Here is a 13189-nt window from a genome sequence, read left to right on the forward strand (position 1 = left end):
CGGAGGGGGCGGCTTCCAGCACCGGTACACGGCCGGTGAACGCGGGCCGTGCGGTCGCCTCACGGTGGTCGTCGGCGGGCGCCTCGCCGGCGGTGCCCGACGGAGCGGACGCGCCGCCCGCCGTGGCGGCGGCCGGCCGGGCGGTCGTCTCACGGTGGTCGTCGGCCGGGACCTCGTCGGCGGTGGCCGGCGCCGACGCGCGGACGGCGGCGGCCGGCCGGCCCGCCCTCGGCTCCGCACCGGAGCGCCGACGGCCGGTGTCCTGCGGAGCTGCCGGAGCCGAGCTTCCCTTCGCCATGACGGGACCGTCGCCACCACCCACCGAGGCACGGTCCGACGCCCGTCGCGGGCGAGAGGCGGACGGGGCCGAAGGGCCGGCCTCCACCACCGGCACACGGCCGGCGGCAGCCGACCGGGCGGTCGTCTCACGGCCCGCCGAAGTCCTGCCGCCCCGGCCGCGCGGTCCGTCGGAGGTCGCGGTCGGCTTCTCGGCGTCGCGCGGGGCGGATTTCTCTCCGTCGGAGGTGCGGGCGGAGGCCCGCCGCGTGCGGGGGGTCACCTCGCGTGGAGCGGGCTTCTTGCGCCCGGAGGCAGGGGTGTCGGACTTCGGGGCGGCGGTCGCCGGCTTGCGGTCTGAGGCCCGGCGGGCGCGGGTGGTCGCGGGGGTGTCCTCCGTGACACGGTCGCCCGTACGAGCGCCCCGGCGCCGAGGGGGTTTTGGTGACTTGTCGTCAGGTGACGCCGTTTCGGGGGGAGTTGAGGCTCTGCCGTCCAGGTCCACCGACTGGTCCGTCACGGCCACACTCCTTCCCCTGCCCGTTCGGCGGGGTGCGCACGAGTCGAGCCCCGGCGGGTCCGCACGGGTGATTCGAGCGTAGTTCACGCGCTGCGGCACACCGTGCGGGGCGCGGCGACAAATCCCCCAATCGGATCAGCAGTTCGTCCTACTGGGCGCGGGCAATCCGGACCCCCATCCGATCCCGCGAGCCCTCACAGCTCGAACGGCCGCGCCGGCCACGCTGCGTCCGCCGGACGCAGCGCCGCCACCCCGTCCCCCGCCAGCGCGGCGGTCAGCGCCAGCGTCCCCACCACGAGCGCGTTGTTGTGCAGTTCGCCCGCCAGTACGCCCCGTACCAGCTCCGGCAGCGGCACCCGCGCCTGCTCCATGTCCGCCTCCTCCTCGGAGACGTCGAAGCGCGCGCCCTGAGCCTCCGACAGATCGCGGGCCAGGAAGATCCGGACGGACTCGTCGCAGCCGCCGGGCGTCGTGTAGACGTCCACCAGCACCCGCCAGTCCTCCGCCTTGACGTGCGCCTCCTCGTACAGCTCCCGCTGCGCCGCGTGCAGGGGGTTCTCGCCGGGGACGTCGAGCAGGCCGGCCGGGATCTCCCACAGCTTCTGGCGCACGGGGTGCCGGTACTGACGCAGGACCAGCACGCGGTCCGACTCGTCCAGCGCGAGGATAGCGACCGAGCCCGGGTGGACCTGGTAGTCGCGGCGCGCCACCGAGCCGTCGGGCATGACCACGTCGTCCGTGCGGACGCTGGTCTTGTTGCCCCGGAACGGCGTCGCGGTGGCCGTGATCGGCCACTCCTCCGGGGTGTCCTTGATCGCCATCGAAACCTACCTCCACACACGGCCGCATCCGGCCACACAGCAGAAAACCGAGGTACGGGCCCCCCGGCGCCCGGGACGGGCCGTACCTCGGTCAACGTTATCCCCCGGATCGGGGCCCTACGCGCCCTGCTGACGCTCCACCGCGGCCTTGACCAGGCCCGCGAACAGCGGATGCGGCCGGGTGGGACGCGACCGCAGCTCCGGGTGCGCCTGGGTGGCGACCAGGTACGGGTGCACCGTGCGCGGGTACTCCACGTACTCGACGAGCTTGTTGTCGGGCGAGGTGCCCGAGAAGACGATGCCCGCCTTCTTCTCCAGCTCGGCGCGGTACGCGTTGTTGACCTCGTACCGGTGGCGGTGGCGCTCCTCCACGTACGGCAGGTCGTCGTAGACGCCGCGCACGATCGAGCCGTCCGCGAGCTTCGCCGGGTAGAGACCCAGGCGCATCGTGCCGCCGAGGTCGCCGGCGCCCTCCACGTAGGCGAGCTGCTCCTCCATCGTGGAGATCACCGGGTGGGCCGTCGCGGCGTCGAACTCCGTGGAGTTGGCGTCCGGGTTCTCCAGGAGGTTGCGCGCGGCCTCGATGATGACGCACTGGAGACCGAGGCAGATGCCCAGCAGGGGGATCTTCTGTTCGCGGGCGTACTGGATCGCCCCGACCTTGCCGGTCACGCCGCGCTCGCCGAATCCGCCGGGGATCAGGATGCCGTCGACGTCCCCGAGCTGCCGCGCCGCGCCCGCGGGCGTCTTGCAGTCGTCCGAGGTGACCCACTTGACCTTGACCCGCGCCTTGTTGGCGAAGCCGCCGGCCCGCAGGGCCTCGGTCACCGACAGATAGGCGTCGGGCAGGTCGATGTACTTGCCGACGAGTGCGACGGTGACCTCGTGGTCGGGGTTGTGGACCCGGTCCAGCAGGTCGTCCCAGACGGTCCAGTCGACGTCGCGGAACGGCAGGTCCAGCTTCCGTACCACGTACGCGTCCAGCCCCTCGGTGTGCAGCACCTTGGGGATGTCGTAGATGGACTTGGCGTCGATCGCCGCGACCACGGCGTCCTCGTCCACGTCGCACATCAGCGAGATCTTGCGCTTGATCGACAGCGGCACCTCGCGGTCGGCGCGCAGCACGATCGCGTCCGGCTGGATACCGATGCTCCGCAGCGCCGCGACCGAGTGCTGGGTGGGCTTGGTCTTCAGCTCGCCGGAGGGGCCGATGTACGGAAGCAGCGAGATGTGCACGACGAAGACGTTGTCGCGGCCCACCTCGTGGCGGACCTGGCGGACGGTCTCCAGGAAGGGCTGCGACTCGATGTCGCCGACCGTGCCGCCGACCTCCGTGATGACGACGTCGACGTCGTCGGTCGCCATGCGCCGGATGCGGTGCTTGATCTCGTTGGTGATGTGCGGGATGACCTGGACGGTGTCGCCGAGGTACTCGCCGCGGCGCTCCTTGGCGATGACCGTCGAGTAGACCTGGCCTGTGGTGACGTTGGCCGAGCCGTCGAGGTCGACGTCCAGGAAGCGCTCGTAGTGCCCGACGTCCAGGTCGGTCTCGGCGCCGTCGTTGGTGACGAACACCTCACCGTGCTGGAAGGGGTTCATCGTGCCGGGGTCGACGTTCAGATAGGGGTCGAGCTTCTGCATGGTGACCCGCAGGCCCCGCGCTTTGAGGAGTGCCCCCAGGCTGGAGGCGGTCAGGCCCTTGCCGAGGGAGGAAGCGACGCCCCCGGTGACGAAGATGTGCTTGGTCGTCGAGGAGGTCGAGGATCGGTTCGGCATGGCCAAGAGGGGGCTCCCGTGGTCGCGGTCTGAGGTGCGTACCGGCGCCCCTGTCCGGTGGATCACCAGTGAGACCGGAGGATCTGGAGGGGTGCCGTCGCTGCGGTTCGGGGCCCCTGAGAAGCGCTGGGGGGCCATCCGCCCACGGGCCACCAGGGTATCAGCGACGGCAGCGGGAGGTTCCCGAGGTCCACGCGCCCGACCCCTGGGACGGATGTGCGACGGGCCGACGGCGCGAGGACGACTTGGCGGGATGGCGGGGATATGTCGGGGGCGATTTTCGGCCACCTCTTTTCGGGAGCCCGCGGCCCGTCCGGAACCGGCCAAGATCACAGATTGATCACCCCACGAGGCCCGCGATCGGCGCACGTTCACCGTTTGATCACTTCGCGGGCACAGGGTCGTCGGCGCTGAGTCGTCACACCGTCACCGCACGTCATGGAAGGTGCGGTGGCCGGGACTCCGCCACCCTCGGGCCACTCGTTCGGCTCACTCCTGTTGCCGGGACACCTGCGCGGATCCCCGATGTGCGTCGTATCCTGCTCGGACATTCGCTGCCGAGTCCGGCCGGCAAACGGCACTACCCCCGCCCGTGTTCCCGGAAAAAGAGCTCGTCAACGACCCTTGACCGCAGTAAGCGCCCCCTGTGGGGGCGAACGTGGCCGTTCGACTGGAGATGCACGTGGCCGGGCGCATCGAGGATTACGCACTCATCGGAGACATGCAGACCGCCGCCCTGGTCTGCCGGGACGGCACAGTCGACTGGCTGTGCCTGCCCCGCTTCGATTCGCACGCCGTGTTCGCGGCGCTGCTGGGAACCGACGAACACGGTTTCTGGCGGCTCGGACCGGCCTCGCCCGCGGGAGCCGAGCCCCCGCGGGCCGACCGGCGCCGCTACGTGGGCGACTCCCTGATCCTGGAATCGGAATGGGACACGCCGCGCGGCACGGTCAGAGTGACCGATTTCATGCCCCCGCGTGACGGCGCTCCGCAGCTGATCCGGATCGTGGAGGGCATCAGCGGCCGGGTGCCCATGCGCTCCGCCCTGCGAATGCGCTTCAGCTACGGCCGGGTGGTGCCCTGGGTGCACCAGGTCGACAACCGCACCGTCGCCGTCGCCGGGCCGGACTCGATCTGGCTCGACACCGAGGCGGACACGTACGGCAAGAACCTGACGACGTACTCCGACTTCACCGTGGCGCCCGGCGACCGCGTCGCCTTCACCATCAGCTGGCAGCCCTCGCACCGGCAGCCGCCCGCGCTGCCGGACCCCGAGGGATCGCTGACGCTGACGTCGGAGTTCTGGCGCGAGTGGGTCGAGCACTGTACGTACCACGGCCCCTACCGCGAGGCCGTCGTCCGCTCGCTGATCACGCTCAAGGCCCTGACGTACGCGCCGACCGGCGGCATCGTCGCCGCGCCGACGACGTCGCTGCCCGAGGACATCGGCGGCTCACGCAACTGGGACTACCGCTACACGTGGCTGCGCGACGCGGCCATCACCCTCTCCTCGCTGCTGCGCACCGGCTACCGCGAGGAGGCCCGCGCCTGGCGCGAGTGGCTGCTGCGGGCCGTGGCGGGCGACCCCGAGAACCTTCAGATCATGTACGGGATCGCCGGCGAGCGAGAGCTCGGCGAGGCGGAGCTGGACTGGCTGCCGGGTTACGAGGGATCGGGCCCGGTCCGGGTCGGCAACGGCGCGGCGCACCAGCTCCAGCTCGACGTATACGGCGAGGTCACCGAGGCCCTGCACCTCGCGCACATGACCGGTCTGGCGCGCAACGACTACGCCTCGCTGCTCCAGCTCAAGCTGATCGAGTATCTGGAACGCCACTGGGACCAGCCGGACGAGGGCATCTGGGAGGTGCGCGGTCCGCGCCGCCACTTCGTGCACTCGAAGGTGATGGCGTGGGTCGCGGTCGACCGGACGATCAAGCTGATCGAGTCGGGCGACGCGGACGGGCCGCTGGAGCGCTGGCGCGAGATGCGCGACGACATCCACCACGACGTGTGCGAGAAGGGTTACGACAAGGAGCGCAACACCTTCACACAGTCGTACGGCTCCAAGGAGCTGGACGCGTCGCTCCTGCTCATCCCGCAGATGGGCTTCCTGCCGCCGGACGACAAGCGCGTCATCGGCACCATCGAGGCGATCCAGCGCGAACTCTCCACGGAGGACGGCTTCGTCCTGCGCTACCCGACATCGGGCGACGACGCGGGCGTGGACGGACTGGAGGGCGACGAGGGCGCGTTCCTGGCCTGCTCGTTCTGGCTGGCGGACGACCTCGCGATGATCGGCCGGGTCGACGAGGCCCGGAAGCTCTTCGAGAAGCTGCTGGCGCTCCGCAACGACCTGGGGCTGCTGGCCGAGGAGTGGGACCCGCGGCTCCAGCGGCAGGTCGGCAACTTCCCGCAGGCGTTCAGCCATGTGCCGCTCATCGACACGGCGCTGCGCCTGACGGCTTCGGGGGCGTACGGCGGCTGAGGGCTCGCGGCGACACGGGAGCGCGGGCCGGGTAGCGTCCGGCCCCATGGACGATCAGGCCGGAATCACCGTGCGGCGGGCCCTGGATCTGCCGGGGCTCCGCGGCGGGCTCCCGGAGGTCGTCGCCGGGTCCGACCGGCTGCACCGCCCCGTGCGCTGGGTGCACGCGGGCGAGGTGCCGAACATCGCTTCCCTCCTCAAGGGCGGCGAGCTGCTGCTGACCACCGGCATCGGTCTCGGCACCCGCCCCGCCGAACAGCGCGCCTTCGTGCGCAGGCTGGCCGACCGGGGGATCGCGGCGCTGGTGATCGAGCTGGGGCCGCGGTTCGTGCGGCTGCCCGCCGCCGTCGTCGAGACGGCGCGGGCGACCGGGCTGCCGCTGGTGCAACTGCACCGCGAGGTGCCGTTCGTCTCGGTGACCGAGGAGATCCACACCGAGATCGTCAACGGTCATTACGCGCTGCTGCGCCAGGCCGAGGAGGTTCACCGGCGGTGTACGGACGCCCTGCTCAACGGCGGCGGCGTACCCCAGGTGCTGCGTATCCTCGCCGACTTCGCCGGCAATCCGGTCTTCCTGGAGACCGCCGACGGACAGCTCCTGTACGCGGCGGCCGGCGCGTCCGGGCCGCCGGCCTGCGCCGAACCGCTCCAGGTCTGGGAGGGGCTGCGCGCCCAGGCGGCGGACCGCGAGGCGGGGCCGCCGGCGGGCACGGTGCTGGTGGACGTACCCGGTGGCGGGCACGGGGCCGGGTCCGTACGCGCCCGGCTCGTACTGCCTCCGGTGGCGGCCCCGCTGCTTCCGGTGCACCGGATGGCGGCCGAGCGGGCGGCGGGCATCCTCGCGGTCGTCCTGATGCAGGCCCGTCAGGAGGACGAGCTGGCCGCACGCGGCCGGGGCGACTTCCTCACCGATCTCGCCGAGGGCCGGATCGCGGCGGACGACGCCCCGGCGCAGGCCGCCGTGCTGGGCTTCAGACCGGGCGAGGGCCCGCTGCTGCCGGTGGTGATGCGGCTGGGCCCCGAGCCTGCTCCGCCGGGCAACTGGGCGCCGCTGGCGCGGGCCGTGCTGGAGGAGCTGTCGTCCGTGGGGGTGCCGGTGCTCCTCGGCGTACGTCCCGTGGAGGGGCGGATCCCGCTGCTGCTCGGGCTGCGCTCGGAGTCCGAACGCGCGGCGGTGGCCGACCGGGTCGCGGCGGCGCTGCGCGCGGGTGTGGAACGGTCCGGGCTGATCCGTCCCGGCGGGCCGCGGCCCGTGGTGGTCGTCGGCGTCCCGGGCGGCTGGGCGGCGGCGAGCGCGGGCCTGCGGCACGCGGCGGAGACCGCGGCGGCGGCGCGGGGCCTGCCGGAGCGGCCGTGGCACGACGCCCGGCGCCTGGACATCGACCTGCTGCTGTGGCGGCTGCGGGACCACCCGGACCTGTCGGCGTTCGTGGACCGCGCGATCGGCCCGCTGCTCGCCCACGACCGCACGTCACGCGCCCCGCTGCTGCCGACCTTGGCGACGTTCCTGGACCACGCGGGCCGCAAGGCGGAGACGGCGCGCGAACTGCATCTGAACCGGCAGACGCTCTACAACCGGCTGGCCCGGATCTCCGAGCTGCTGGGCACGGACCTGGACGACCCGCAGACGGTCCTGGCCCTGAGCCTGGCCCTGCGCGCACGCCGCCACGTCCGCTGAGCACCCGGCCCACCCGGCGACCGAGAACAGAGCACCCAGCCCGCCCGGGAACTGAGGGCAGACCCGCAGCCTGCCCGGCGATTGAGGGCAATGCTTGGAGCCCGCCCGGCGATTGAGGGCAAAGCACCCAGCCCACCCGGCGACTGAGGGCGGAACCCGCAGCCCGTCTGGCGGCCCAGGACGGCAGCGCGGGTCGCCTCATCGCGACGGCTGCGTCAATTCGTCGTAGACGCTCAGGACATGGGCGATCGTGTCGTCCTCCGTCGGCCACGTCGCCGCGCGCGCCCGCCCCGCCGACGCCAGTTCGGCCCGGCGGCCGGGATCGCCCAGCAGGCGGGTCACCGTGTCCGCGAGGGCCGCGGCGTCGCCGTACGGGATCAACTCCGCCGCGTCGCCGACCAGTTCGGGCACGGCGCCGACCGACGTCGCGACCAGGGGGACTCCGAGCCGCAGCGCCTCCTGGGCCAGCAGCGACCGGGCCTCCCAGCGGCTCGGCAGGAGCGCGACGTCCGCGGCGGCGAGGAGTTCGGTCACGTCGTCGCGGCGCCCCACGAGGCTGACCGGCAGGTCCTCGCCGTCGATCCGCCCCTGGAGCAGCGCCCGTTCGCGGCCCTCGCCCGCGATGACCAGGAGCGGTACGGGGTCGAGAGCGCGCCACTCCCGCGCGGCGTCCAGCAGCGTGCCGTACCCGCGGTCGGGCACGAGGCTGCCGACGGCCATCAGCAACGGCCGCCCCGTCGCGCCCAGTTCGGCGCGGGCCTTGGCGTTGTTGTCGTCCTCGGCGTCGTCGCCGAGCGCCGGGACCCGGCGCGGGGACGGGACCGCGACCGGTGCGAGCCGCGCGTCGCGGGCGCCTCGGCTGCGGGCGCGGTCGACCAGCTCGGAGGAGGCGCCGAGTACAACGGACGCCGCCCTGACGGCCCTTCGCTCCAACAGCCGCAGCAGATGCCCGCGCGGCCCGTCCGCGTGCACGCGGGTGTGCCAGGTGACGACGAGCGGCACCCGCTGCCCGCCGAGGGCGACCGCGGAGCGCACGGCGGCGTGCAGCCCGTGCGCGTGCACCACGTCCGCGTCGGAGCAGGCGGCCCGCAGCGCCCCGAGGGACATCGGATCGCCGCGCCGGGCCACCGGCACATGATCGGCGCCGCAGCCACGGAAGTCGTAGATCCGCTCCAGCGAGTCCGGCGCGCACACACTCACCCGTACGCCCCGGGCCACGAGCCCCGCCGTCAGCGACCGGACGTGCGCGCTGCTTGCCGCGCTGCCACCGCCGAGCACCTGGACCGTACGCAGCTGTGTCACGTGGCCAGGGCTCCTGTTCAGATGGTGTGTGCTGCGCCAAGGATGCCAGCCGGTACGGACCTTCCGGCACCGAGGGTGAGTCGCGGGTGTGTCGATCGCACGACTACCCGCCCCAACATCACTCACACGAGTGATCTCTCGACGCGCACCATCTACGGTACCGCCGCGAGAGGGTCCCTTGTGCGATGACCGGACCGGTCCCGCGGCGTCAGCCGTCAGCGTGACCCGGCGACCACCTACGCGTCCGCGCGTGCCGTCGCCAGCAGTTCCTCCGCGTGGGCACGGGCCGTCTCCGAGTCCTCCTGGCCCGCCAGCATCCGGGACAACTCCCGTACCCGGTCCTCGCCTTCGAGGACCGTGACACCGGACCTGGTCACCGAGCCGTCGTTGGTCTTCTCCACCAGCAGTTGCCGGTCGGCGAAGGCCGCGACCTGCGGCAGATGCGTCACGACCACCACCTGCGCGGACCTGGCGAGCTTCGCGAGCCGCCGGCCGACCTCGACCGCCGCCTTGCCGCCGACGCCCGCGTCCACCTCGTCGAAGAGGTAGGTCGGCACGGGGTCGGACCCGGCGAAGACCACCTCGACCGCGAGCATCACGCGCGAGAGTTCACCGCCGGACGCGCCCTTGGCGATCGGCCGCGGCTGCGCGCCGGGGTGCGGGGCCAGCAGCAGTTCGACCTCGTCCGCGCCGGACGAGCCGTACGCCACCGGACGGCCGTCCACCTCGACGCCGTCCGGGTCCTCGGTCTGGCTCACGGCGAACGAGACACGTGCGTGCGGCATCGCGAGGGAGGCGAGTTCGGCGGTGACGGCTTCGGCGAAGCGCGCCGCCGCCTCCGTGCGGGCGTCCGTCAACGCCTGTGCCAGCCCGGACAGTTCACCCAACAGGGTGGTGTGCTCGGCGGTCAGCTCGCCGATCCGGTCGTCGTCGCCCTCGAGTTCGGTCAGCCGCGCCGCGTTCTCCTGGGCCCACGCCAGCACGGCGGCGATGTCCTCGCCGTACTTGCGCGTCAGCCCGGTGAGCGCGGCCCGCCGCTCCTCGACCGCCGCGAGCCGCAGCGGGTCGGAGTCCAGATTGTCGGCGTAACCGGCGAGTTCACCGGCCACGTCGGCCAGCAGGATCGCGATCTCGCCCATCCGGTCGGCGAGCGCGGCCAGGGCGGGGTCGTGGGACCGTACGGCCTCCAGGGCCCGTCCCGCGCCGCCCACGAGCGTCGTCGCGTCGCCGCCCTCGGCGGGGTCCTCGGGCATGCCGACGAGTGCCGCGTGCGCGACGGACGCCGCGGACGCCAACGCCTCGGCGTGGCCGAGCCGTTCGGCCTCGGCGGCCAGCTCGGTGTCCTCCCCGGGGAGAGGCTCGACCGCGGCGATCTCGTTCAGGCCGAAACGGAGCAGGTCCGCCTCCTGCGCGCGTTCGCGGGCGCGGGTGGTCAGCTCCGCCAGTTCGGCGGCGACGGCCCGCAGCCGGCGGTAGGCGTCCGAGTACTTGGCGAGCGGCGCGGCGACCGCGTCCCCCGCGTACCGGTCGAGCGCCTGCCGCTGCCGGGCGGGCCGCAGCAGACCCTGCTGGTCGGTCTGGCCGTGTACGGCGACGAGGTCGTCCGCCAGCTCGGCCAGCACCCCCACCGGCACGGAACGCCCGCCGATGTGAGCGCGCGAGCGCCCCTCGGCCGAGACGGTCCTGCTGACCAGCAGCGCGCCGTCGTCGAGCTCGGCGCCCGCCTCCTCGGCGCGCAGCGCGGCCGGGGCGTCGGCGGACATGGTGAGCCGACCCTCCACCACCGCCGCCTTGGCACCGATCCGCACCAGGGCGGCGTCGGCGCGACCGCCGAGCAGCAGCCCCAGGCTGGTGACGACCATGGTCTTGCCCGCGCCTGTCTCACCGGTCACCGCGGTGAAGCCCGGCGACAGCTCGACCACCGCGTCGTCGATGACCCCGAGCGACCGTATCCGCATCTCCTCCAACACGGACACGACCTTACGAGGTCCGGGACCCGATGTGCGACGGCCCCCCGCCCTCCGATTCGCAGAGGGCTCCCCCGCGAGGTGCTTCGCGGGGGGCCGGATCGGCCCGGCCCGCCCGGTGCCGGCGCCGTGAACGGAGAGGTTCACCGGGCCCGTGAGCCGCGCGACCCACCGACCCGCGGGACCGGGCCGGGGCTGTGTCGGACAATTCCCGCCCGGCCGGGGGCGCCTGGCACGGCACCTCGCCGCGTTGTCGTCGGACGGCCGAGTACGCCCCGTACGAGCCGGGCCCCCGCCTTGCGACGCACCGCACCCACGAGACAGGCAGGCGCCGGCCCCGGCCGGCGGGCGGACGCGCTGTTCGCCGGACACGGCTCTAGTGCGGTGCCCCGCGCCATCCCGCCACCGGGAGGGCGAACTTCGCCACCAGCCGGTCCGTGAAGGACGCCTGGTGCAGGCGTGCCAGGCGGACGGGCACCGCGCCGCGCCGGACCTCCACCCGTGCGCCCGCCGGCAGCTCGACCGTCCTGCGGCCGTCGCACCAGAGCACCCCGTGCGGCGTGTGCGGCTGCACCTCCACCGCGAGCACCGACTTCGGCGACGTCACCAGCGGCTTCGCGAACAGCGCGTGCGCGCTGATCGGCACCATCAGCAGCGCCTCCACCTCCGGCCACACCACGGGGCCGCCCGCCGAGAAGGCGTACGCCGTCGACCCGGTCGGGGTGGCGCACACGATGCCGTCGCAGCCGAAGCCGGTCACCGGCCGCCCGTCGATCTCCAGGACGACCTCCAGCATCCGCTCGGGCGACACCTTCTGCACGGCCGCCTCGTTGAGCGCCCAGTCCCGGTGCACGACGGTGCCGTTGCGGTGGACGATGATGTCGATGGTCATCCGCTCCTCGACCTCGTACGCGCGGGTCACCACCCGGTCGACGACCTTGTCCAGGTCGTCGCGCTCCGCCTCGGCGAGGAAGCCGACCCGTCCGAGGTTGACGCCGAGCATCGGCACGCCCGACGCGCGGGCGAACGCGGCGCCGCGCAGCAGCGTGCCGTCGCCGCCGAGCACGATCAGCAGCTCACAGCCGTTCAGCGCGCCTGGCGAGGCCTCCGGGATGGTCTCGACGGCCGCCGGGACCGGCAGATCCGCCGCCTCGGCGGCCAGTACGCGGACACCGAGACCGTTGCGCAGCAGCCCCTGCACCACCAGTTCGGCGCTGCGGATCGCGGCGGGTCTGCCGGTGTGGGCCAGCAGGAAGACGGTGCGGTGTTCCGCGCCGGCCTCCGGGGTCTGTTCCGATTTCGTCGTCAACGGGGTCCCTCCGCCACAGCACGGTCGACATCGGCCGGGTCGACATCGGGCGCCCCGGCGGTGAGCCACAGGAAGTATTCGACGTTCCCGGCGGGTCCGGGCAGCGGGCTCGCGGTCACGCCGCGTGTCCCGAGACCGAGTTCCGCCGCCTTGCGCGCGACCGCCCGTACGGCGTCGGCCCGCAGCTCCGGGCTGCGCACGACTCCGCCGCTGCCGAGGCGTTCCCTCCCGACCTCGAACTGCGGCTTGACCATGAGCACCAGGTCCGCGTCGGGCGCCGCACAGCGTGCCAGCGCGGGCAGCACCAGGCCGAGCGGAATGAACGACAGGTCACCCACGATCAGGTCCACCGGCTCTCCGTCGATGATCTCCAGCGTCAACTCACGTACGTTCGTACGGTCCTTGACGGTGACGCGTTCATCGCTCTGCAGGGACCAGGCGAGTTGACCGTAACCGACGTCCACGGCGACGACCTGCCGGGCGCCGGACCGCAGCAGTACGTCGGTGAAGCCACCGGTCGACGCGCCCGCGTCCAGCGCCCTGCGCCCCTCCACCCGCAGACCGAGGGGTACGAACGCGGCGAGGGCGCCCGCGAGTTTGTGGCCGCCGCGCGAGACGTAGTCGGGGTCGCCGCCGTCCTCCGCGACGACGAGCGCGGCGCTGGTCTCCACCTGGGTGGCCGGCTTGGTCGCGGTGGCGCCGCCGACGGTGACCCGTCCCGCGGCGATCAGCTGGGTCGCGTGCTCGCGTGAGCGCGCGAGGTTGCGGCGTACCAGCTCGGCGTCGAGACGGCGGCGTGCCACTCCTGCCACGTGTCGTTCAGCTCCTGTGGTCGTACGACGGCGAGGGCCCGGGCCGGGGGGCGGCCTGGCCTGGTCCGGGGCGTACGTCGAGCGCGGTGAGCGCGTCGCGCAGGCCCCGGTGCACATCCTCGTACACGTCGAGGTGGCCGTCCGCCGGAAGGTGGTCGGCGTCGCCCAGTCTGGCCAGTTTCTCGTCCACCGCGGGGTCGCCGGTGGGGACGCGCTCGACGCCGAGAGGCGCGGGGGCGGCCT

The 13189-nt window shown here is 73.3% G+C and carries 9 protein-coding genes and 1 pseudogene; 2 read left to right on the forward strand and 8 right to left on the reverse strand.

Annotation, left to right across the window (positions count from 1 at the left end; all coding sequences use genetic code 11):
• The 3 genes and pseudogenes from GXP76_RS28485 to GXP76_RS28495 all read right to left on the reverse strand — a co-directional run.
• A pseudogene (locus tag GXP76_RS28485) lies at positions 1–298 on the reverse strand (hypothetical protein); the annotation flags it as partial.
• A 692-nt stretch (positions 299–990) separates the two neighbouring features.
• Complete coding sequence (locus tag GXP76_RS28490) at positions 991–1617, reverse strand: NUDIX hydrolase (protein WP_242574489.1); 627 nt, start codon at positions 1615–1617, stop codon at positions 991–993.
• Positions 1618–1734: 117 nt separating this feature from the next.
• Positions 1735–3393, reverse strand: a complete 1659-nt coding sequence (locus GXP76_RS28495; RefSeq protein WP_242574490.1) for a CTP synthase — start codon at positions 3391–3393, stop codon at positions 1735–1737.
• Between the two features lie 682 nt (positions 3394–4075).
• On the opposite strand from GXP76_RS28495, the gene GXP76_RS28500 reads away from it, so the two are divergent.
• Both GXP76_RS28500 and GXP76_RS28505 read left to right on the forward strand, forming a co-directional pair.
• Positions 4076–5878, forward strand: a complete 1803-nt coding sequence (locus GXP76_RS28500; protein ID WP_242574496.1) for a glycoside hydrolase family 15 protein — start codon at positions 4076–4078, stop codon at positions 5876–5878.
• A 46-nt stretch (positions 5879–5924) separates the two neighbouring features.
• Positions 5925–7556 (forward strand): PucR family transcriptional regulator, encoded by a 1632-nt coding sequence (locus GXP76_RS28505; protein ID WP_242574491.1) that lies wholly within the window; start codon positions 5925–5927, stop codon positions 7554–7556.
• Between the two features lie 198 nt (positions 7557–7754).
• Here GXP76_RS28505 and GXP76_RS28510 read toward each other — a convergent pair whose 3' ends face one another.
• From GXP76_RS28510 to GXP76_RS28530, 5 genes are all read right to left on the reverse strand, one after another.
• Positions 7755–8858 carry a glycosyltransferase family 4 protein gene (locus GXP76_RS28510; RefSeq protein ID WP_242574492.1) on the reverse strand — a complete coding sequence of 368 codons (1104 nt, stop codon included), beginning with the start codon at positions 8856–8858 and terminating at the stop codon, positions 7755–7757.
• Positions 8859–9094: 236 nt separating this feature from the next.
• Positions 9095–10816, reverse strand: a complete 1722-nt coding sequence (gene recN / locus GXP76_RS28515) for a DNA repair protein RecN (protein ID WP_242574497.1) — start codon at positions 10814–10816, stop codon at positions 9095–9097.
• 385 nt (positions 10817–11201) lie between these two features.
• The gene (locus GXP76_RS28520; protein ID WP_242574493.1) at positions 11202–12134 is read right to left on the reverse strand and encodes an NAD kinase; all 933 of its coding nucleotides are present in this window, start codon (positions 12132–12134) and stop codon (positions 11202–11204) included.
• The gene (locus GXP76_RS28525; protein ID WP_242574494.1) at positions 12131–12946 is read right to left on the reverse strand and encodes a TlyA family RNA methyltransferase; all 816 of its coding nucleotides are present in this window, start codon (positions 12944–12946) and stop codon (positions 12131–12133) included. The genes GXP76_RS28520 and GXP76_RS28525 overlap by 4 nt, the downstream gene beginning before the upstream one ends.
• A 7-nt stretch (positions 12947–12953) precedes the next feature.
• Positions 12954–13189: hypothetical protein (locus tag GXP76_RS28530; RefSeq protein WP_242574495.1), on the reverse strand; the 236-nt coding region annotated here is incomplete at its 5' end.

The sequence above is a fragment of the Streptomyces sp. NP-1717 genome (genome assembly GCF_022695985.1).
In the GTDB taxonomy this organism is placed as follows: Bacteria; Actinomycetota; Actinomycetes; order Streptomycetales; family Streptomycetaceae; genus Streptomyces.

Bases quoted from the DNA above. Each gene is read 5' to 3' on its own strand.
- GXP76_RS28490 (WP_242574489.1), bottom strand. From the start codon at position 1,617: ATGGCGATCAAGGACACCCCGGAGGAGTGGCCGATCACGGCCACCGCG.
- GXP76_RS28495 (WP_242574490.1), bottom strand. From the start codon at position 3,393: ATGCCGAACCGATCCTCGACCTCCTCGACGACCAAGCACATCTTCGTC.
- recN (WP_242574497.1), bottom strand. From the start codon at position 10,816: ATGCGGATACGGTCGCTCGGGGTCATCGACGACGCGGTGGTCGAGCTG.
- GXP76_RS28505 (WP_242574491.1), top strand. From the start codon at position 5,925: ATGGACGATCAGGCCGGAATCACCGTGCGGCGGGCCCTGGATCTGCCG.